Raw genomic sequence first — 21876 nt, 5'->3', positions numbered from 1 at the left:
GGAATGGGGTCTGTCGAGAAGAGTCCTACCTGAAAGTTCCTGCCGACGGCGATTTTAGGCGACCTCGAAAGCAAAAGTCCAGTGCCGAAAGATGTGACCCCGCCGTTTGTATATTCGTGCAGAGAATCACAAAGTATCCGAGGACGAGTCAGGCCAACGGATTGAACGGAAGTGGGCCGGCTTGACGCCGGTTGCTGTTTCCGGGCGTGGATCTCTGATCCACCTCACAGGAAGGGAGAACACCGCGATGAACGCTTTTAAATATCCCGCACTGAACGAACTCGCGGCCCAGCAAATGCGGTTTGCCCCGCCGTCGAAGCGACGCGAGCAGTTGGCGAACGCGGAAAAGCTACTGGCCGAAATCGAGCCGACGAAGCAGTACCCGTACCAGTTCGTCTGCTACCGCCTGACGGAGTTCCGGCCGAACAACTACGCCGACCTGCTGATCCGCGGCGACGAACTCAAGCACGACCTCGCGCTGTTCATCATCCAGATCGAGCGGTCCATCCCGCCCCTGCCCCGCGAGCAGGTCGGCGAAGAGATGTTGACCCTCGAAGAAATTTGTCAGCGGTTCAACGTCTCGACCAAGACGATCAGCCGGTGGCGGCTGCGGGGATTGGTCGCCCGCCGGTACAAGGCGAACGGCCGCAGCCAACTGGGTTTTCCGCTCGCGAGCGTGGAATCGTTCGTGAGGTCGCACAGCGAGCGCGTCTCGAAGAGCGCCCGCTTTAGCCACCTGTCGGACCGCGAGCGCGAGCAGATCGTGCTGACGGCCCGAGATATGGCCGCCCGCGGCGAATCGCTGGTGGACGTGAGCAAGAAAATCGCCCACGACCTGCACCGCTCGCCAGAAGCGATTCGGTACACGATCAAGAATTTTGACAAGACCCACCCCGACGCTGCGGTCTTCCCGAAGTTGACTGGCCCGTTAGATGCAGTAGCGAAGGAACAGATTTACCATGCCCTCCAGGAGGGGACGTCCGTGGATACCATTGCCAAACAGTTCAATCGCACTCGTTCCAGCGTTTACCGCGTGGCGAACGAGGTCAAGGCCGAGCGACTCGTCGCCCAGCCGGTCGATTACATACATAACGCGGAGTTCGACGATCTGAGTCGCGAAGCCGCGATCGTCGGTCCCATGCCGTTCGAAGACGAGTTCAACGAGAAGGTGAACTCGATGCGCCCGCCGAAGGACGTGGACGCACACATGGCGTACCTGTACGAGAAGCCGTTGCTCACCCGCGAGCAAGAGGCGCACCTGTTCCGCAAAATGAACTATCTCAAGCACAAACTGCACAAGCTGCGCGAGAAGCTCGACCCGACTCGGGCGCGGGTGCAGGACATTCAACGTGTGGACTTCCTGCAACAGCAGATCAAGGCCGTCCGCGACCTGCTAATCGAGTGCAACCAGCGGTTGGTTCACTCGCTGGCCACGAAGCACATGCAGATTGGGCAGAACCTCGACGAGTTGAAGTCCGACGCCAACATCTCCATCATGCGGGCCGTCGAGAAGTTCGACTACAGCCGGGGGAACAAGTTCAGTACGTACGCGACGTGGGCGGTGATGAAGAACTTCGCCCGGAGCATCCCGGACGAGAACACGCGGCGGCAGCGGTACATGACCGGCGCGGAAGACGTGTTCGACGCCCGGCACGACGTGCGAACGGACGAGCACGAGTTGCTCGCCGTGGCCGACGCGGCCAAGGAGCGGGTGAACAACCTGCTCGGCCATCTCGACAGCCGGACGCGGGAAGTCATCAAGATGCGCACCGGCTTGGCCGGCGGCGGTCAGATGACCCTTGAGCAGATCGGCCAGCACTTCGGCATCACGAAGGAGCGGGTGCGGCAGATCAACGTGCGAGGGATGAAGCAACTCCGTGAATGGGCGGCGGAGCAGAAAGTCGAACTGCCGTAACGCCGTTTGCGAGAACGACCGGACGCCCGCCTTGAAGGCGGGCGTCTTCATTTTTCAGCCTCACCTCTCACCGATTTCTCAGGGAGTGTCTCACCCCTTCCTCACGTCAATGGTGTTAGGTTTCCAGAGCAGAAACCACTGCCGCCGACCTGATGGATCGCAGTCACTTATGGACGAATTCGATCGCGAACTTTTTACCTTCGCGCCCCCTGCTGTCGGCCTCTTCCTGTTGGGAGTCGCCAGTTTACTTGCCCCTCGATTGGGCTTCGCGTGGCGCCTTGCCGTCTCGGGGTTGGCGGTGACCGGCGTCTACGGTTCCCTGGTTGTCGTCTTCGACCAACCAAACCTTTACGACTACCCCGCCGCGTCGCTGGCCGGCACGGCCGTCGCGGTCCTGTTCATCCGCCTCGCGGACCGGTTCGCCCTCTGCAATCTCGTTCGAACGCCCCTGGGGTACGGCACGGCATTCTCCGTTCTTGGCTTGGCGGGTCTGGGCGGGTGCTACTGGCACCACGAGGTGAAGGCGTCGTTGTTCGATTCGCAGGAGATGGACCACTTCCAGATTTTAACCTACTTGCCGGAGCGGACCCCGATCGGGAACGTCACGGCGGTGACGGACCGCGGGTATCCGATTCCCCTCAGCCATGCCCGAACGCCTCGCCCGAAGGCCGAGACCACCAGAATCGAGAACGAAGCGCTCGCGGCACTCACGTTGGGCAACGCCACCATCCGACGGCAGCCCGCCAACGACGACTCGAACTGCCACGGCTGGGTGTTCACCGGGGGGCGGTACATCGTCCCCGGCTCGGTCGTCGGGCAAATCTTGCAGGACAACGGGTACGCCGTGGTCACGACGCCTTCGCCGGGCGACCTGATCGTTTACCGCAACTCGTCCGCCGAGGTCATGCACACGGCGATCGTCCGCTACGTGGCCCCCGGCCGCCCGCCGATGGTCGAAGGGAAGTTGGGCTGGATGGGGGTTTACCTGCACTGCGCCGACGAGTGCTGTTACGGCACAAATTACACCTTCCACCGAAGCCGCCGCGACGGCGATTTGCTGAAGGGCATCGGCGGTTCCACGGGCGTTCACTTCACCGGGGCGGAATAGTCATACCCGCTACGCAAACGGCGAGGGCCGCGAACGAGAGATCGTTCGCGGCCCTCGCCGTTTGCAACTCCAGCACTTCCTTCGGAAAGGGGCTGGCAGGTCACTTTGTTAGTCCAGGAACGCCACGTTCTGCATCGCCTGGGATTGGCCCTCGGTGTTCATCACCACCCGGTGCCAGCCGGGCAGCGTGATCGTCGCATGGTCGGCGTGGCGAATGCGGCCCTTGGCGTACACGCCCGGGTTCCGCCGCATCGTCCGCCAACCCCACCCCTTGGCCTTCGGCGTGACCGACAGGATGCGCTTGTACTGCGCTTCCGTGACGCCGTTCGGGTGCCGCGAGCAGACGTGGACGACCTGCCCGCCGGTCCGAAAGCAGAACTCCATCCAGTGCGACTTGCTGCCGCCGCCCCGGGTGAGCGGCTCGTTTCGGAGCACCAGTTTTTCGTCCACGACCATCCGGGGTTGCGGGAGGAAGAACCACTCCCCCTGACGGAGGAAGGCGGCGTTCTTGCGGCGGTTGCGGACCTTCGCGTTCAGTCGCTGGCCCGTCTGGGCGGCCCGCACTTCGGGCGGTTTGAGGGCTTCCATCGCCTGCCGGACGGTGCCGACGGGGGCCGATTCGGGAATCCCGGCCACGAACCAGTGCCGCTCGTCGTGGCCGCACAGAAACTTGCTCTTCCCCTCCCCGTCCCGAACGAGCAGGAGCAAGTGGCGATCGGCCGGTTGAACGTCGAGGACGGCGATCTCGGGATCGAATCCCGAACGCGGGGCGATCTCGAAATATTCCCCGTGCCGGTCGGCCTGAACGTCCAGCGAGATGACCCCCGTCGTGCGCGGGGAGCGGGCCGGTCGGTCGGCGAACTTCAGGCGAGCACCGATCCGGGCGAACTTGTTGTCGAGAAGGTGAGTGTCCATGTGGGAGTGACACGGAGGACAAAGCCGGGTTCACCGGCAGTCGAACTTCGCCCGCGAATTCGGCAGGAAGAGGCTTCCACGGTCTTGTAGACTGACTGGCGCAAAGAAATGTTGCGATCGCCCCGAACCTGCGGCCCGCACTGCGGTCTCTTGCAGTTGGCCCGGTCACAACCAAGACTCGGGTTTTCGCGGCCTCCATTCAAGCGACTCACCACCCGGGGCCGGTCCGATGCTGCTGACGATCTCGACCGACCATCGCCCGGCTGCCGATCTGGGGTACTTGTTGCACAAGCACCCGGACAAGTTCCAGTCGTTCGACTTGAGCTTCGGCACCGCCCACGTTTTCTACCCCGAGGTCGGCGACCACCGCTGTGCGGCCTGCCTGCTGCTCGACGTGGACGCCGTCGGTCTCGTCCGGGGCCGCAACCCCGACCAGGACTTCTTGCTCGCCCAATACGTCAACGACCGGCCCTACGTCGCCTCGTCGTTCCTCAGCGTTGCCATCGCTCAGGTGTTCGGCTCGGCACTCCAGGGCCGGTGTACGACCCGCCCGGAATTGGTCGGGACGCCGATTCCGCTCGTGGCCCGCCTCGACGTGCTGCCCGTGCGGGGCGGCGAGGCATTCCTGCGGGCCGTGTTCGAACCGCTCGGCTACGAAGTCGAAGCCGTCCGCCACCCGCTCGACGAGCGGTTCCCGGAGTGGGGCGAGGGGCCGTACTTCTCCGTCACCGTTCGCCATACGGTCCCGCTCTCGACGCTGCTCTCGCACCTGTACGTGTTGGTCCCGGTGTTCGACGCCCGCAAACACTACTTTGTCGGCGAGGACGAAGTCGGGAAGTTGCTGGCGAAGGGCGAAGGCTGGCTGGCGTCGCACCCGGCCAAGGACGAGATTGTCCGCCGCTACCTCGGGAACCGGCCGAGCCTGTACCGGATGGCCCTGGGCCGGCTCGTGGACGAGGGCGACCCGCTCGGCGACGAATCGCCGGTTCAAGAGAGGGCCGAGGAATCGCTGGAGAAGCCGATCAGCCTGAACGACCAGCGGCTCGGCTCGGTGTTGGCGGCCGTCCGGGCGAGCGGGGCCAGGCGTGTGCTCGACCTCGGTTGCGGCGAAGGCAAGTTGGTCCGCGAATTCCTCAAGGACCGACAGTTCGACGAGATCGTCGGGCTGGACGTGTCCGTTCGCAGCCTGGAGGCCGCCGCGCGTCGGTTGAAGTTGGAGCGCCTCCCGGACGCCCAGGCGAACCGGGTCAAGCTGATCCACGGCTCGCTCATGTACCGGGACAAGCGGCTCGAAGGGTTCGATGCCGCCGCCGTGGTCGAGGTCGTGGAACACCTGGACCCGCCCCGGCTGGCGGCGTTCGAGCGGGTGCTCTTTGAGTGTGCCCGCCCCCGCACAATCGTGCTGACGACGCCGAACCGGGAGTACAACGTGACGTGGGAAACCCTCCCGGCCGGGAAGTTCCGCCATCCCGACCACCGCTTCGAGTGGTCCCGGCCGGAATTCCAGACGTGGGCGACCGGCCTCGCCGCCCGCTTCGGCTACGCGGTCCGCTTCCTCCCCGTCGGGCCGGAACACCCGGAGTACGGGCCGCCGACGCAGATGGCCATCTTCGACCGAAACGCCTGAGACGATCAGAAACCCGATGGGCAAATGTGACGAGGTACGATCTTCTCACTCGTGCCCGGTTGATGAACATCTGGTAGCAAGTCAGTGGAGCGAGTATGATTTTGCTTTTCCCGCAGAACCCGCTGATGCGGAAACTCCCGGAGTCGATCTTCGAGTCGGAATTCGACGCCGCGCAATCGCTCGGACTGAAGTGCCTCCTCTTCGCCGAAGAGTTGATTTCGCTTGAGGGGATCGACCACGCTCTAAAACGCCTACCCGAAGGAAACGGCGACGAAATTCTCTACCGCGGGTGGATATTCCGCGAAGAAGTGTACCGACAATTCCACGACGCCCTGCTGGCCCGAGGGCATCGGCTCGTCAGCTCCCCAGCCCAGTACGCGGAAGTCACGTACTTCCCCAATTACTATCCGAAGATCCGGGACTGCTCGCCGGAAGCGGTGTGGACGGACAAGCCCGATGCGTACTCGGCGTGGAGCGCGAGTCGCAAACTCGGCGACGGCCCTTTCGTCCTCAAGGATCACATCAAGTCGGCCAAGCACCTTTGGCACGACGCCTGTTTCGTTCCGAAAGGTTCGGGCCGCGAAAACTTCGAACGGATTGCCGAGAACCTCCAGAACGAGCAAGGAAAGTCTTTCAATCGCGGGTTCGTGGTGAAACAGTACGTGCCGTTGCGATCCCGCGGCCCCGGCCCCCGCGAGTACCCGTTGTGCGAAGAGTATCGCCTCTTTTTCTGGAAGCGAAAACTGTTGGTTGCGTCGCACTATCACGACCAATCGGCCCAGCCCGTCGATTGGGAGCCGTTTGAAAAAGTCGCCGAACGATTTGATGCGCCCTTCTTTTCGATGGACGTGGGCCAGACGGAAGGCGGGGACTGGATCGTCGTTGACATGGGCGCGGGCGAGTGCTCATCGTTGCCGCCGAGTTTACCGGCCGCGGAGTTCTACGGCAAACTGATCGAATCGCTAAGTATCCGAGCAAGCGACACTCCTTGAGTGTGGTCGAGAATAAGGCCGATCGTTATGCGCATCTCCATTCCGAAGTTGTCGCTCGTCGTGTTGATCGGCCCCAGCGGGTCGGGCAAGAGCACGTTCGCCCGCACGCACTTCCTGCCGACCGAGGTTCTGTCGTCGGACGCCTGCCGGGGGATGGTCGCCGACGACCCGAACGATCAAGCCGCCACGAACGATGCGTTCGACGTGCTGCACTTCGTCGCCGCCAAGCGGTTAGCCCTCGGCCGGCTGACGGCCATCGACGCCACGAACGTCCAACCCGAGGCCCGTGCCCCGCTCGTCGCCCTCGCCCGCAAGTACCACTGCCTGCCCGTCGCCGTCGTGCTGAACCTGCCCGAAGACGTCTGCCAGGAGCGGAACCGGGGGCGGGCCGACCGCGCGTTCGGCCCGCACGTCGTCCGCAACCAGCGGTCGCAACTGCGGCGGTCGCTCAAGGGGTTGAAGCGGGAAGGCTTCCGCCACATCTTCGTCCTCGATTCGGTCGAAGCGATTGAGGCGGCTGTGATCGAGCGCGTGCCGCTGTGGAACGACCGCACGCACGAGGCCGGCCCGTTCGACATCATCGGCGACGTGCACGGCTGCGCCGACGAGTTAGAGCAACTGCTCGAACGGCTGGGCTACGGCAAGGTCGCCGCGACCGGGCACGAGCCGGGGTGGTCGAACGTCGGCTACGCTCACCCCGAGGGCCGCAAGGCCGTGTTCGTCGGCGACCTCGTGGATCGGGGGCCGCGGGTGCTCGACGTGCTGAGCATTGTCCGCAACATGGTGACGCTCGGCTCGGCCCTGTGCGTGCCCGGCAACCACGACATGAAGCTCTTGAAGAAGCTGAACGGCCGAGACGTGCAGATTACGCACGGGCTGGCCGAGACGCTCGCCGAGATCGACGCCCTGCCAGCCGACGTGCGACCCGCCTTCACGAAGTCGCTGGCCGGGTTCCTCGACGGGCTGGTGAGTCACTACGTCCTCGACGGCGGCAAGCTCGTCGTCGCGCACGCCGGGCTGAAGGCGGAGATGCAAGGCCGCGGATCGGGCAAGGTCCGGGACTTTGCCCTGTACGGCGAGACGACCGGCGAGACGGACGAGTTCGGCCTGCCCGTTCGGCACAACTGGGCGGCCGAGTACCGGGGGGCGGCCACGGTCGTCTACGGCCACACGCCCGTCCCGGAGCCGGACTGGCTGAACCGCACAGTCAACATCGACACGGGCTGCGTCTTCGGCGGCAAGCTCACTGCCCTCCGCTGGCCCGAGCGGGAGTTCGTGTCGGTCCCGGCGGCGAGGACGTACTGCGAACCGGCCCGCCCGTTCCTGCCCGAAGCCGCCCAGGCCCCGCCGCTCACGGCTCAACAGGTTTACGACGACCTGCTCGACGCCGAGGACGTGCTGGGCAAGCGGATCGTCACGACCCGACTGCGGGGCAGCGTCACCGTGCGGGCGGCCCACGCCACCGCCGCCCTGGAGGTGATGAGCCGGTTCGCCGCCGACCCGAGGTGGCTGATCTACCTGCCGCCCACGATGTCGCCGTCCGAGACGACGGCCGAGCCGGGCCTCCTCGAACACCCGGCCGAGGCGTTCGCCTACTACCGCTCCCAGGGTGCCCCGCAGGTCATCTGCGAGGAGAAGCACATGGGGTCGCGGGCCGTTGTGACGGTGTGCCGGGACGAGCGGGCGGCGGGCGAACGGTTCGGCGTGACCGGCGGCGAGATCGGGATCGTAACGACCCGCACCGGCCGCCGGTTCTTCAACGACGCCGACCGGGAACGTCAATTTCTGGACCGGGTGCGGGCGGCCGTCACCGCCGCCGATCTGTGGACATCGCTGGGCACGACCTGGGTCTGCCTCGACTGCGAACTGATGCCGTGGTCGGCGAAGGCTCAGGAACTCCTCAAGGCGCAGTACGCGGCGGTCGGGTCAGCCGGGCGGGCAGCGTTGCCCCGAGTCGTTGCCTCGCTCGCGTCGGCGGGAGCCCGACTACGGGACGGCGATAAGGAGAAGCTCGAAGCGGTTGCAGCCCGAATGGAGCGGCGGGAGCAGGGCGTGCAGAAGTTCGTCGACGCCTACCGGCAGTACTGCTGGCCGGTAAACTCACTGACCGATTTGAAACTGGCCCCGTTCCACCTGCTGGCTTCCGAGGGCAAGGTCCACACGGACAAGGCGCACCTCTGGCACCTGGACACGCTCGCTGATGTCTGCCGGGCCGACCCCGACCTACTGGTTGCGACGGCGCACAAGGTCGTCGACGTGACCGATCCGGCGGCCGTGGCTGAGGGGATCGCGTGGTGGACGGAGTTGACCGGCCGTGGCGGCGAAGGGATGGTCGTCAAGCCGCTCGACTTCCTCCTGCGAGGCAAGCGAGGGCTGGCTCAGCCGGCGGTGAAGTGCCGGGGGCGGGAGTACCTGCGGATCATCTACGGCCCGGACTACACGGCCGACGAGAACCTGTCCCGGCTCCGCAGTCGGGGGCTGGCCCACAAGCGGTCGCTCGCCCTCGGCGAGTTCGCCCTCGGGGTCGAGGGGCTGGAGCGATTCGTCCGCCGGGAACCCCTCCGGCGGGTCCACGAGTGCGTCTTCGGCGTGCTGGCCCTGGAGAGCGAACCCGTCGACCCGAGGCTCTAAGCCGATCACCCGGCGTTGCGTTGGCGCTCGTCTTCGTACTTGTGCAGCTTGTTGTAGAGCGTCTTCAGGCTGATGCCGAGTTCCGTGGCCGTCGCCTGCTTGTTCTGGTTGTTCTTCGCGTACACCTGAAGGATGTACTCCATTTCCACGTCTTCGAGCGTCTTGCCCCGCGGTTGAGCGGGCGCGGCGGGAGCCGGAGCGATCATGGCCGGCGGTGGAGCGTAGGTCTGCGTCGGGAACGGTAGCGTTGCGGGCGGCGGCGTGGGGGCCGCCATCGGGGCCGGGCGGCCGTTGCGGACGTCGTGCGGCAGGTGCGTGGCCGTGATCGGCCGACCGCCGCTGACGATCCAGGCGTACTCCATCGCGTTCGACAGTTCCCGCACGTTGCCCGGCCAGTAGTAGCCCATCATCAGTTGCAGGGCGTCCGACGTGAGCAGTCCGACCAAGCTCTCGGCCGGCCGCTTGGCGTGGCGGGCCAGCAGGTGCAGGGCCAGGTCGGGGATGTCCTCGACCCGCTCGCGGAGCGGCGGCAGGTGGATGTGGAACGTGTTCAGCCGGAACAGCAAGTCTTCGCGGAACCGGCCCTCGGCGATCTCCTTCCGCAAGTCCCGATTGGTGGCACAGACCACCCGCACGTCGCTCGTGATCGACTCGGTGTCGCCGAGGCGGCGGACCTCGCCGGACTCCAGGAACCGGAGCATCTTCACCTGAATGTTCTTGTCGAGTTCGCCGAGTTCGTCGAGGAAGAGCGTGCCGCCGTTGGCGACCTCGAACATCCCCTTGCGATCCTTGTCGGCCCCGGTGAAGGAACCCTTGCGGTGACCGAACAGCTCGCTCTCGGCGAGGTTCTGCGCGACGGCCCCGCAGTTCACCGGCACGAACGGCATGCCGGCCCGGTGCGACTTCATGAAAATCGAGCGGGCGACGACTTCCTTGCCCGTGCCCGTCTCGCCGGTGATGAGCACTGTCGCGTCGGTCGGCGCGACCGTTTCCACGAACTGCACGACGGGCAGCATCGCCCGGCTCGTGCCGATCATCCGGCCGGGGCCTTCGGCGGCGACGACCCGCGTTTGCAGGGCGGCGGCATGGTTGCTGAGCTTCTTCTTCTCGGTGATGCGGAACAACAAGCCTTCGATGTCGGCGAGCTTGCACGGCTTCGTGAGGTAGTCGAACGCCCCGAGGCGGAGGGCCGTGACCGTCGTTTCCTGACTCGCGTAGCCGGTCATGATGACCGCTTCCGTGTCCGGCGACACCTGCTTCAAGTGCGTGAGGACTTGCAGGCCGGACGTGTCGTGTTCCATCTTCAGGTCGAGGATGGCCGCGTCGAACGTGGCCCGCGCCAGCGTCTCCACGGCCGACCGCGTGTCGTGGCAGACGGTCACGTCGTGGCCGAGGCGCGGCAACTCCGTCTTCATGAACTCCCGCAGGTGCGGTTCGTCGTCCACGAACAGGATGCGGAGTTTCAATTGCGGGGTCGGATTCACTTCGTATTCCTCGTCTCAAATCTCGAAGCTGCAAACCCAGGGCTGAATCGTCACGCGACCTTCTGCTGGAGCGGTCGCAGGGGCAGAATGTCCGGTTCGTCGGTCGCCGCCGGGCGTTTCACGACGGCTTGCACGGGCAACCGCACCACGAAGGTGCTGCCGTGGCCGGGGCCGTCGCTGGTGACGGCGACCGTGCCGCCGTGCTGGTCGATGATCTGGTGGCTGATGGATAGCCCCAACCCGGTCCCGTTGCCAGTCCGCTTTCGCGTGTAGAACGGCTCGAACAGGTTCTGCAACACTTCGGGCGTCATGCCGCAGCCGGTGTCCTGGAACAAGAGTTCGACGAACTCCCCCTGGCGGGCCGCGGCGATGCTTAATACCCCACCCTCGTCCATGCTGTCGAGAGCGTTTACCACGAGGTTCAGCACCACCGATTTCATGTCCGGCGGGTTGACGGCGGCGACGACGTACACCGGGTTGAACTCGATCGACTTCCCGCGGCAGTTCGGCAACGGCCGGGCCACGTCGATCACGTCTTGAATGAGCCGGCCGAGGTCGGTCGATTCGCGGCGGCCTTCGCCAGAACGACTAAAATCGAGCAACTTCTGCGTGATCTGTTTGCAACGGAACGCTTCCTGCTGAATCACGCGGAGGTACTTCGCCAGCACTTCCGCGTCGCCGGGCGTCAGGCGTTTCGAAACTTCGTCCACCCGGCGTTCGAGCGCCTCGGAGCAGAAGGCGATCGACGCGAGCGGGTTGTTGATCTCGTGAGCGACGCCGGCGGCGAGGAAGCCGACGGACACCATGCGCTCCGACCGCACGAGCTGCCGGCTGCGCTCGTTGACCTGCCGGGCGAGGTCGGCGTACACGTCGCGGAGGCGGGCGGTCATCGTGTTGAACTCGTTGGCGAGTTCGTCGAGTTCGTCCCGCGAGCCGATGTGAATCGGGCTGTCGAAGTCGCCCGCGTGAACCCGCTGCACGCCGGCCTGGAGTTGGCGAATCGGGCTGAAGACCCAGACCTTGAAGTAGTAGAGGAGGGTCATGATGAGGATGACCGCGATGACCGTGGCCGTCAAGGCGATCACCGTGCCGCGCTTCCGGTTGGAATCGGCCTGGGTGAACGAGTACTTGATGTCTGTGCCGAGCAGGGTGAACAGTTCGGTCGATTCCTTCAGCAGTTCCGAGTGGGCCGCCCGCACCGGCGGGTCGTCGATGAGTCGGCTATCGCCGGTGGTGCTGACGGACGCGCCGCGGGCCGTTACGGCTTTTCGCAAGGCCGCGAGCGAGTGCTCGATGCGCCCGAGCGCGTGTCGTTCGCCCTCGCCCTCGTCCGGGTCGCTGCCGCGGAACGGCTCGGTCGTCTTCAACGTCTCCCGGTAATAGGCCACGGCCTTTTCCGCGTAGCCGAGCTGAATGAGGATCTGCTTTTGCTCCTCGGCCCTCGCGTTCGCCGAGCCCGGCCAGACGGCCGGCTCGTTGGACTTCGACGGGATTTTTGCGGCTTCCTCGGGCCGATTGACCGGCGTGTAGGTGGCCATGTAGTGGATGTGGTCGCGCAGAATGATGATGACGCGAATCTGGTGCATCTTGTGGTCGGCCAGCCGCTCGGCCTCGACGTAGGACGTCAAGCCGAGCGCCGCCCCGCCGATCAGCAGGGCGATGCTGGCGATGACCAGCGCCAGACCGAACACCAATTTGTGCCGCAGCCGCCACGGACGGGCCACTCGCAGCCTCCTTGCCGCGTGGAACCGACGCCTTCCCGGAATGATCGGGTCAGGGACTCTACCAGAGTCGTTCTTACAACGGGAGAGCAATTTTTGCAGAAGGGGTCCGAGGCCCAGGGTCTGGGTCCGGGCAGGAGAGAACCGGCCCAAATTAAGGGTTTGCTCGCCGGGCCGTAGAAGCACGGTCGGACGGACCCGCCGGTAAGGGCGGCAGATTTTTCTGCCAGACCCCAGCCCCCAGACCCCATACCCTAGTCCCCAGACCCGATCCGAGGAGAACCCATGCCCGCGACACGGACTGTCACCGTTGGCCCGCACACCGTCGGCGGCGGAAAGCCACTGCTGTTCATCCTGGGGCCGTGCGTGATCGAGTCACTCGACCACACGCTACGAATCGCCGAGACGCTACGGAAGTACGCCGACGAGTTGAAGATCTCGGTCGTGTTCAAAGCGTCGTTCGACAAGGCGAACCGCAGTTCCGGGAAGTCGTTCCGCGGCGTTGGGTTGGAAGCCGGGGTTCGGGTGCTGGAGACGGTGAAGAAAACCTTCGGCTTCCCCGTGACGACCGACGTTCACGAGGTCGGCCATTGTGCCCCGGCCGCGGAAGTCATTGACGTGTTGCAGATTCCGGCGTTCCTCGCCCGGCAGACGGACCTGCTCGAAGCCGCCGGGAAGACGGGCCGGGTGGTGAACGTGAAGAAGGGGCAGTTCATGGCCCCGTGGGACATGAAGAACGTCGTGAACAAGCTCGCCGAAGTCGGCAACACGAACGTGCTGCTGACCGAGCGCGGCACGACCTTCGGTTACGGGCTGCTCGTCAACGACATGCGGTCGATCCCGTGGATGCAGGAAACGGCCGCCCCGGTGATCTTTGACGGCACCCACAGCGTACAGACTCCAGGCGCGCTCGGCGACCGGACCGGGGGGGACCGCAAGATGGTCCCGACGCTGGCGAAGGCGGCCGTGGCCGCGGGGTGCGACGGCCTCTTTCTGGAGACGCACCCGGACCCCGACCGCTCGCCGAGCGACGGGCCGAACATGATCCCGCTGGCCGAACTGCCGACGCTGCTAAAGGCATGCCTCCGCATCCGGGCAGCCGTCGAATCACTCTGACATCCGACCCAAGACTCGCGAGTTCTCATGCGCCGCTCCTTCCTGTTACTCACGCTCGTGCTCGCCGGCTGTTCCTCGAAACCCCAGCCCGCCGCGACCCGGACCGACGGCAAGTCGCCGGCGCAGACCCTCGACCCGTGGCCGACGGCCGCGACGACGCTCCGCAAGCAACCGGACATCGCCGGCATGCGGCAGGCCGTCGCGCAGTTGACCTCCGACTTGGCGAACAACCCGAACGCCGAGCAACTGCCGACGTTGCCTCCCGACGCGATCCAATCGCTCGGCGAGCAACTGCGACTGACGCCGAACGAAGTGAAGGAAGTTTCCAGCACCACGTTCACCAACCTCGACGCCTCGTACGTCGCCGAGTGCCTGATCCTCCGCGACGCGGTGCGGTCCCTCGACCTCGGCAACCACACGGCCGAGCGGCGGGCCATGTTCGGCTTCGACTGGGTCTGTCGGCAGGTTTACCTCCGCTACGGCGGCACGCTGACGCCGAACGGCTTCATCCTGACGCAACCCCTCCCACCGCAGTACGTGCTCCTGCGTGGCTACGGCACCGGCCTGGAGCGGGCGTACACCTTCTTGGCCGTGCTCCAACAACTCGGCCTGCCGGGGTGCCTCATCGGCCCGCCGGGTCGGGAGCAGGCGGCGAGTCAAGTCGTGGCCAACGGCCAACCGACGAAAGGGCCGTTCTGGGCCGTCGGCGCGCAACTGCCGGACGGCCAGATCGCGCTCTTCGACCCGTGGCGGGGCCAACCGTTCCCCGGCCCGAACGGGAGCATCGGCACACTGGCCCAGGTTCTCGCCAACCCCGATCAACTCAAGCCCTGGCGGGACGACAAGAACACGCCGTGGGACGTGCCGGTCGACGACGTGAAGGCCGCCACCGTGTACGCGGCGTTCAGTTTTTCGTCCACCACGCCGCGCATGAAGGTGATGGAACAGAAGACCGCCGCCGACGTGGGCGTGAACCTCTACCGCAACGTGGCCGAGACGCTCAAGAACTTCGGCCCCGCCGCGAAGCTATGGGCACCGGCCGGCCGGCAAGACCTGTTCTGCTACACGCGGGTTCAGGAAACCTTCCTGCCCGTTGAAGACGGGGGCATCGACTCCTCGCCGAAGGATCAACGGCTGTTCGACCTGGTGACGAAGTACCATCAAGTGCCGACCGAACTCTTCCGGCCGCCCGCCGACCTGACGATCCCGGAAGTCCGCGAGCGGCTGCAGGGCGGATTCTTCGGCCACCTCCAGGCGTGGATTTTCGCGAACAACCCCCGCGAGAAGCTTGATCGCGGCCAGTTCAACGAGCTCATCCGGGCGATGGTCGATCTCGAACAGAAGTTGAACGCGGCCCGCGACCGGAACCGTGCGACGGCCCTCCCGGGGAACGCCGTCGCCGGGTGGCAGGCCCAGGCGACCAAAGTCTACCAGCAACTCTCCCAGGCCCGGTTGCCGCAAAACCAGGCCGACCTGCCGGCCGCCGAGCAGGCCGTCACCGAGTTCTGGAGCAAGAGCGGCCCGGTCCTTCAGCACTTCGAGGACACGCTCATCGTGCCGGTGGCGGCGGCCGAGACCGCGTACTTCCTCGCCGCCTGCAAGCACGAACAGGCGGAGCGGGTGAGCATTCGGATGCACCGCACCCCGCCGGGCGACCCCGCCCGGGCGGCCGCGGAGAAAGCCGCAAAGGACGCCTGGGCCGTCGCGAAGGACGCTTGGGCGCGGCACTTCACCGTCGCGGAGCCGTACTTGAACGCCCACCCCGAACGCACGGCCCACCTCCGTGGCCTCGCGGATCGTGCCGCCCGCCTCGCCGTGAACCCGACGAGCGGGTGGTGAGCGTTCCACGAAATCCGGCCCTTATTCTCACGGACCGCCGCCGAATGGGGGCAACGGAATTGCACTTCGCCGCCCGGCGAGTAACAATACCAGGAACCCCCAACGCCCCAGGTGCCCCGCTCATGCGTGCGAGACTTGTCCCGGTCGATGGCGGCCCGGTTTTGGATTTGAGCAAGGACCTCACGCTCGTCGGCCGTAGTGAGGATTGCGACCTGTTCATCGACCACAAGAGCGTCTCGAAGCAGCACTGCGTACTCGTGAAGACCGAGGGCCTCGTGCTGGTCCGCGACCTCGGCAGCACCAACGGCACCCGCGTAAACGGCACCCGCGTCCGCCGCGCCGCCCTGCTGCCGAACGACAACCTCGCCATCGCGAACTTCAAGTACCTCGTCAAGTTCGGCGAAGAGCCGGCCGCGAAGAAGGACGAGAAGAAGGAAGCGATCAAGGTGAACGTACTGCCGGACAACTACACCTCCTGAACCCACCGATGCCCGACGTGATCGCCTTCGGCGAAGCGATGGTCCGCCTCGCCACGCCGCACTTCCAACGAATCGAACAGTCGCGCACGTTCGACGTCGAAATCGGCGGCGCGGAGTTGAACACCGCCGTCGGCCTCGCCCGCCTCGGCCGGTCCGCGGCGTGGGTCTCGCGGTTGCCCGACAACCCACTCGGACAGTTGGTCGCCAACCGCGTGCGCGAGGCCGGCGTTGAGCCGCGGGTGCGATTCACCGACGACGGCCGGTGCGGCCTGTACTTCCTGGAATCCGGCGCATCTCCCCGGGCGAGTTCGATCCTCTACGACCGCAAAGATTCCAGCATCGCCCGCGTGCAATCGGGCGACTTCGACTGGCCGACGACCTTTGCCGGGGCGAAGTGGTTCCACGTCACCGGCATCACGCCGGCCCTCAGCGAGAACGCGGCCGCCGTGACAGGCGAAGCGTTGCGGGCGGCGAAGGCGGCCGGCGTTCGCACCAGCATCGACCTCAACTATCGCTCGAAGCTCTGGACGCGCGAAGAAGCGGGCCGGACGATGAGCGAACTGCTGCGGTCGTGCGATCTGTTGCTGGCCAGCGAACCGGACGCGGAACACCTCTTCGGCATCACCGGCCGCGACTTCGCGGAAGTGGCCGCGAGGTTGATCGACACCTTCGGCGTCACGATGGTCGCCGGCGTTCGCCGTAGCACGCCGCTGGTTTGGCGAAACACGTTCGGGGCGATCGGCTTCACCGGCGGGAAACTGTTCACGACAGCCGACTACGAAGTCGAGATCGTGGACCGCCTCGGGGCCGGCGACGCGCTCGCGGCCGGGTTGATCGACGGCATCCTGGCGGGCGACTTCCAGTACGGCCTCGACTTCGGGGCGGCGATGGGGGCGATCAAGCACTCCATCCCCGGCGACCTGCCCTGGATTTCCCGCGGGGAAGTCGAGGAGTTGTTGAAGGGTCACGGTTTGCGGATTCGCCGATGAGTGACTTCTACCTATCGCGTCAGCAGGTTCGCGAACTCGACCGCCGGGCGGCCGAGGAGTACGGCGTCCCCGGCATCGTGCTGATGGAGAACGCCGGCCGCGGCTGCGCCGAGTTGCTGATGCGGCTGAACCCGACACAGCAACTGACGGCCATTCTCTGCGGCCCCGGAAACAACGGCGGTGACGGCTTCGTGATCGCCCGCCACCTCGACTATCACGGGTGGTCGGTCACGCTGTTCGTGGCGGAAGGCTACCTGCCGGCCGACGCGGAAACGAACTTCGAAATCGTGACCAAGATGGGCCTGCCCCTTCAGTCGATTTCGGAGTGGCAACCTCACGGCGGTTGGATCGTGGACGCGCTCTTCGGCACCGGGTTGAGCCGCGGGTTGGGGAAGCCGTTCGACCAAATCGTGAACGCGATCGCGAGTAGTGGCCAACCCGTTCTCGCCATCGACATCCCGTCCGGCCTCGACTGCGACACGGGCGAGCCACTCGGCCCCACCGTGAAGGCCGCCCACACGGCCACGTTCGTCGCTGCGAAGCTCGGCTTCCGCAACCCGTCGTCTCGCGAGTGGACCGGCGAAGTTCACGTCATCGGCATCGGCGCGCCGAAGAAGTTAGTGGACGGCTACCGGAGCTAACGCATGGACGCCCTCGCCTTTCTCGACAAGGCCGCGAAGTCGAAACGCCTGCCGGTGTACGTCCTCCTCGGCGACGAAGACTTCCTCAAACGGCACTGCCGCGAGGCGATCCTGTCGTTAGTCCTCGGTGATGCCGATCACGACCTCGCGGTGTCGCCGTTCGCCGGGGACAAGCTCGAATTCTCGACGGTTCGCAACGAACTCGACACACTGCCGTTCATCGGCCCGGCTCGCGTTGTTGTGGTCGAACCGGCCGACCTGTTCGTTTCGAACTGTCGCGAATCGCTGGAGAAGTACGTCGCAAACCCCAGCAAGATCGGCGTGCTGATTCTCGACGTGAAGAGTTTCCCCGAGACGACGAAACTGGCGAAGGCTCTGCCCGACGCCGCGAAGGTCGTGTGCAAGTCGCCCTACGCCAACAAGCTGCCGGCGTGGTGCGTCGGCTGGGCGAAGGCGCAGTTCAAGAAGAAGTTGGACGGCGACGCGGCCGAGTTCCTGGTGGAACTCGTCGGCCCGCAAATGGGCTTACTGGCGCAGGAACTCGAAAAGCTGAGTGTCTCTGTCGGCGACAAGGCGAGCATCACGGCCGAGATGGTCGATTCGCTCGTCGGCCGCAGTCGGGCGGCGAACGTCTTTCACATTCTGGACGCCGTCGGCGACGCGAAGCCAGACGTGGCGTTGAAGCTTCTGTCGGAGTTGTTCGAAGAGGGCGATGACCCGCTCGCCGTCATGGGGGCGATGACCGGCCAACTGCGGAAGCTCGCCTCGGTGGGCCGGCAGACGAAGGAAGGGCTGTCGATGGGCGTGGCGATGGACGGGGCAAACGTGCCGAAGTGGCCGGAAGCCCGGCAGAAGTTCGAGAAGCAACTCCGGCACCTCGGCCGTCGACGGCTGGACAAGCTGACCGATTGGCTCGTCGAAATCAACCTCGGCCTCAAGGGCGGCAGCCAACTGCCGAACCGCTTGCAAGTCGAACGATTGGTCGTGCGGCTGGCCCGGCCGCGGGATGAACCGTCAAATCGTTAGACCGCGGTGTTCCCGCTTCTCCGCGGCGGCGAGCTTCCACCATGCCACTGTCAGGAACAGCGCCGTAAAGCCGAGGACCGCGGCCACGCTCGGCAGCGTGCCGAGGAAGTCGCGGCCCTGCCACGTCGCCCCTTCGAGGCCGCGCATGGCCCACGTCGTCGGCAGCGACAGCGACACGTCACGAAGCCAACCGGGGAGCAGAAACGTCGGCAGCCACAGCCCGCCGAGCATCGATAAGCCGAGAATGGCGAGGACGCTGACACTTCTGGCCCGCGACTCGGTGCCGCCGACGGCGGCGACCAGCAGCCCGATGGCCGCGGCGAACAGGCAGACGACGAACGCCATCACGAGGAAGCCGACGACCGACGGGCCGACCGTGACGCCGAAGGCGAGGTAGCCGAACGCGAAGGTCGTGAGCGCTTGCAGCAGGGCAATGCCCGCCGTCGCGAACGCCTTGCCGATGAGCACCGTCGAGAACGGCACCGGTCCCGCGCGGAGGCGCTGCCAGACGCCGCGGCGGCGTTCCCGCAACAACAACAGACCACTCTCCATGCCCCAGAAGAGCAGGTACTGGATCGTCATGCCGCAGAAGCTGTGGGAGTAGGAGTTGAACCGCGTCTCCGGCCCGCCGACCGCGACCGCGTGCGTTTCGAACGGCGGCTGGAGCGCGAGCGTGCCGACGAGCGGCCCGAGTCGGTCGGCCGCGTACCGCTTCATCACGACCTCGGTCACGACGCCCTCGGCCCATTGCGCTTCCATCGCACACAGCGGGTGGTGGCGGATTTCGAGTGTCGGCCGCTCCGCGAACTGTTCGAAGCCGGCCGGGATGACGACCGCCACGCCGGGCCGACGATCCTCCAGTCGGCGGTCGGCCTCCTCGCGTGAAACGACTTGCGTTTCGATCCGCGAACACCCTTCCAGGTCGGCAACGACCTGCCGCACGAACGGCGAATCGCCCTCCACCACGATCAGGAGCGGTAACTTCACTTGGGAGTCTGCGTGGGAGGGGCGGTCGAAGATCAGGCCGAAGGCCGACGCGAGCAGGATCGGCACCACGAACGACAGTACGGCCGCCCGCCGGTCGGCCCAAAAGAGCCGCCAGTCTTTGCCCGCGAGCGTCAGGATGAGGGAGAGCTTCGCCATGACTTTACGCCGCCTTGGCGTTCGTCTCCAGTCGGCCCGCGGGCGTGCGGAAGGCGTCGAGCTTCGCACCCTCACTGAGCAGGACGGCCAACGCCCGGCCGAGGTCGTCGCTGCCCCACGCGGAGAGCCGCACCCGGCGGCCGGTGATTTCGAGTTCCACGCCGGGGCCGAGCCGCAGGCGGGCGCGCCGCTCGACGAACTTCGCCAAAGGCTCGCTCAGGTGGCCGAACAGCACCGGCCGCCCGCTCGACTTCGTCCGCATCAATTCCCCCGGCGACCCCTCCGCAACGAGCCGACCGCGTTCCAGCAGGGCAATGCGGTCGCACCCGCTCTCGGCTTCATCGAGGTGGTGCGTCGTCAGCAGGATCGCGTGCCCCTCGTCCCGCAGCTTGTGCAGGTCGGCAAAAAGGGCGTCACGGCTCGCCGGGTCGAGCGCGGCCGTCGGCTCGTCGAGGAGCAGCACCGCCGGGTCGTGTAGCAGCGCCACGGCAATGCTCAATCGCTGTCTCATGCCGCCGGAAAAGGTGCGGACCCGGTCGTTCGCCCGGTCGACCAGTTTCGCCCGCGCGAGGCCGCGGTAAACGCCGGCGTCCAGTTCGAACCCGCGGAGACCGTAGAGACGGGCGAAGAATTCGAGGTTCTGCTCGGCCGTCAGTTCGTCGTACAAGTCGGCGTCCTGCGGCACGTACCCGACGCGGCGGGCGTACCGCAACGGGTCGGATTCGCGCGCGAGCCCATCGACTTCGACAGTGCCGGCAACGGGATCGAGCAGGCCGGCCGCGAGGCGAAGTGTGGTGCTCTTGCCCGAGCCGTTCGGCCCGATCAGGCCGACGATTTCGCCACGGTGGACGGACAGTGAGACGCCCTCTACGGCCCGGACGGCCGCGTACTTCGCGCAGACGTTCTCCAGCCGGATCGCCACGGGCAGGGGCATAGACGCTCCACCGTCATCGGAAACGAGCGTCAGCAATACCCCGAATGGGGAAGCGGGGCAAGCCGAAGTGAGTCGGCTTTACCTCCCGACGATGTAATTCGTCAGGCCCTTCGGCCGGAGCATGATGTTGACGAGTTCCACGCCGACGCCGAAGGCCATGGCGAAGTAGACGTAGGCCTTGTCGATGTGCTGGCCCATGCCCTCGGCGACGAGCAGCACGCCGATGAGGATGAGGAAGCTGAGGGCGAGCACCTTCACCGTCGGGTACTTGTCCACGAAGTTCGACAGCGGGCCGGAGAACCAGAGCATCACGAGCATCGCCAGGACCATGGCGGTGATCATCACCCACAGGGTGTCCACCATGCCGACGGCCGTGATGACCGAGTCGAGCGAAAAGACGATATCGATGATCGCGATCTGCACGATGATCTTCGCAAAGCTCGGCGCGGCGGCCGGCTTCGCCGGCTCCCCGCTCGCGTGGGCACGGGACTCGGTCAGCTTGTGGTGCATCTCCATCACGCTCTTCACGATCAGGAATGCACCGCCGGCCAGCAGGATCATGTCCCGCCACGAGATGTCGCGGGCGTCCGGCGTTACGCCGGTGATTGGCAGCGTGAAGACGGGTTTCGTCAGGCCGAGCAGCCACGACAGCGAAAAGAGCAGCAGGATGCGGGTGCCGAGGGCCGCGAACAGGCCGAGTTTCCGCGCCCGCGGTTGCTGTTCCTTCGGCAACCGGCCGACGATGATGGCGAGGAAGATAATGTTGTCCACGCCGAGGACGATCTCCATGACCGCCAACGTCACGAGGCCGATGAGCGCCCCCGTCAGCGAGAGGTTCATCGACGGGCGAACCACTTTCAACTCGCGAAGGTCGGCGACCTTGATGGATTCGGTCGTGCCATCGGGCTTCGTCAGTGCCAACTCCCTCGCCACCACGTCGCCGTAGAGGTGGTGCTGGCTCAACAGTTCGACGATGACCCGCGTGCGGCCGTCTTCCGTCAGGAAGTCGATCGTCTTCACCTTGTCGAGCGCCAGGTCGAGGTGGCCGAACTCGGTGGTGATCGCCAGCGTCGGAGGGACCGTACCCTTTTGCGGCCGGCCGGCCGTGTCCTCGATTGTGACCGTCGCGCCCTGCGGTGCCGCGTGCGGGGCGTCGGCCGCACCACCGTCGGCCCGTGCGAGATCGGCGAGCATCCACCCGACGAGCAGTAGGCCGCCGAGCAAGTACGCGAGCGAGCGGAACCGGGGCATGAACCCAACCTCCTGAGTAACACCGAACCCAGCATCTATACGGGACGCCCCGCCCTCGTCACCCC

General features: G+C 65.8%; 17 protein-coding genes. 11 read left to right on the top strand and 6 right to left on the bottom strand.

All coding sequences use genetic code 11. From position 1 onward, the window contains the following. Positions 1–247 precede the first annotated feature (247 nt). A complete protein-coding gene (locus PX52LOC_RS17415) occupies positions 248–1915 on the top strand; it encodes a sigma-70 family RNA polymerase sigma factor (protein ID WP_149111302.1) in 1668 nt (555 codons plus the stop codon). Between the two features lie 169 nt (positions 1916–2084). After that, positions 2085–3023, top strand: a complete 939-nt coding sequence (locus PX52LOC_RS17410; RefSeq protein WP_149111301.1) for a hypothetical protein — start codon at positions 2085–2087, stop codon at positions 3021–3023. 108 nt (positions 3024–3131) lie between these two features. Here PX52LOC_RS17410 and PX52LOC_RS17405 read toward each other — a convergent pair whose 3' ends face one another. Then, positions 3132–3938 carry a hypothetical protein gene (locus PX52LOC_RS17405; RefSeq protein WP_149111300.1) on the bottom strand — a complete coding sequence of 269 codons (807 nt, stop codon included), beginning with the start codon at positions 3936–3938 and terminating at the stop codon, positions 3132–3134. Between the two features lie 229 nt (positions 3939–4167). On the opposite strand from PX52LOC_RS17405, the gene PX52LOC_RS17400 reads away from it, so the two are divergent. From PX52LOC_RS17400 to PX52LOC_RS17390, 3 genes are all read left to right on the top strand, one after another. Further along, positions 4168–5565, top strand: a complete 1398-nt coding sequence (locus PX52LOC_RS17400; protein ID WP_149111299.1) for a 3' terminal RNA ribose 2'-O-methyltransferase Hen1 — start codon at positions 4168–4170, stop codon at positions 5563–5565. Positions 5566–5660: 95 nt separating this feature from the next. Then, the gene (locus PX52LOC_RS17395; protein ID WP_149111298.1) at positions 5661–6557 is read left to right on the top strand and encodes an ATP-grasp domain-containing protein; all 897 of its coding nucleotides are present in this window, start codon (positions 5661–5663) and stop codon (positions 6555–6557) included. A 27-nt stretch (positions 6558–6584) separates the two neighbouring features. Then, the gene (locus PX52LOC_RS17390) at positions 6585–9188 is read left to right on the top strand and encodes a polynucleotide kinase-phosphatase (RefSeq protein ID WP_149111297.1); all 2604 of its coding nucleotides are present in this window, start codon (positions 6585–6587) and stop codon (positions 9186–9188) included. Between the two features lie 5 nt (positions 9189–9193). Here the strand turns inward: PX52LOC_RS17390 and PX52LOC_RS17385 are convergent, their stop codons facing one another. Together PX52LOC_RS17385 and PX52LOC_RS17380 are read right to left on the bottom strand one after the other, a co-directional pair. Further along, the gene (locus tag PX52LOC_RS17385) at positions 9194–10672 is read right to left on the bottom strand and encodes a sigma-54-dependent transcriptional regulator (RefSeq protein WP_246173750.1); all 1479 of its coding nucleotides are present in this window, start codon (positions 10670–10672) and stop codon (positions 9194–9196) included. Positions 10673–10722: 50 nt separating this feature from the next. Further along, on the bottom strand, positions 10723–12396 hold the full coding sequence (locus tag PX52LOC_RS17380; protein ID WP_149111296.1) for a sensor histidine kinase: 1674 nt from the start codon (positions 12394–12396) through the stop codon (positions 10723–10725). A gap of 282 nt (positions 12397–12678) precedes the next feature. On the opposite strand from PX52LOC_RS17380, the gene kdsA reads away from it, so the two are divergent. From kdsA to holA, 6 genes are all read left to right on the top strand, one after another. Beyond that, on the top strand, positions 12679–13509 hold the full coding sequence (gene kdsA / locus PX52LOC_RS17375) for a 3-deoxy-8-phosphooctulonate synthase (RefSeq protein WP_149111295.1): 831 nt from the start codon (positions 12679–12681) through the stop codon (positions 13507–13509). Between the two features lie 27 nt (positions 13510–13536). Beyond that, positions 13537–15348 (top strand): hypothetical protein, encoded by a 1812-nt coding sequence (locus PX52LOC_RS17370; protein WP_149111294.1) that lies wholly within the window; start codon positions 13537–13539, stop codon positions 15346–15348. Between the two features lie 122 nt (positions 15349–15470). Then, positions 15471–15827: an FHA domain-containing protein gene (locus PX52LOC_RS17365; RefSeq protein WP_149111293.1), complete on the top strand. Its 357-nt coding sequence runs from the start codon at positions 15471–15473 to the stop codon at positions 15825–15827. An 8-nt stretch (positions 15828–15835) separates the two neighbouring features. Further along, positions 15836–16816, top strand: a complete 981-nt coding sequence (locus PX52LOC_RS17360) for a sugar kinase (protein ID WP_149111292.1) — start codon at positions 15836–15838, stop codon at positions 16814–16816. Continuing rightward, complete coding sequence (locus PX52LOC_RS17355; RefSeq protein WP_149111291.1) at positions 16813–17457, top strand: NAD(P)H-hydrate epimerase; 645 nt, start codon at positions 16813–16815, stop codon at positions 17455–17457. The genes PX52LOC_RS17360 and PX52LOC_RS17355 overlap by 4 nt, the downstream gene beginning before the upstream one ends. Before the next feature lie 3 nt (positions 17458–17460). Further along, on the top strand, positions 17461–18483 hold the full coding sequence (gene holA / locus PX52LOC_RS17350; protein ID WP_149111290.1) for a DNA polymerase III subunit delta: 1023 nt from the start codon (positions 17461–17463) through the stop codon (positions 18481–18483). Here holA and PX52LOC_RS17345 read toward each other — a convergent pair. From PX52LOC_RS17345 to PX52LOC_RS41655, 3 genes are all read right to left on the bottom strand, one after another. Further along, a complete protein-coding gene (locus tag PX52LOC_RS17345; RefSeq protein ID WP_149111289.1) occupies positions 18472–19626 on the bottom strand; it encodes an ABC transporter permease in 1155 nt (384 codons plus the stop codon). The genes holA and PX52LOC_RS17345 overlap by 12 nt on opposite strands. Positions 19627–19630: 4 nt before the next feature. After that, complete coding sequence (locus tag PX52LOC_RS17340) at positions 19631–20560, bottom strand: ABC transporter ATP-binding protein (protein WP_149111288.1); 930 nt, start codon at positions 20558–20560, stop codon at positions 19631–19633. A 78-nt stretch (positions 20561–20638) separates the two neighbouring features. After that, entirely contained in the window at positions 20639–21811 is a 1173-nt protein-coding gene (locus PX52LOC_RS41655; RefSeq protein ID WP_178132554.1) for a TerC family protein, read from the bottom strand. Positions 21812–21876 lie beyond the last annotated feature (65 nt).

The organism is Limnoglobus roseus, from assembly GCF_008254045.1.
Taxonomy (GTDB): Bacteria; Planctomycetota; Planctomycetia; order Gemmatales; family Gemmataceae; genus Limnoglobus; species Limnoglobus roseus.
Note: the sequence above shows the minus strand (reverse complement) of the source record. Positions and strands in the feature narration are given on the sequence as shown.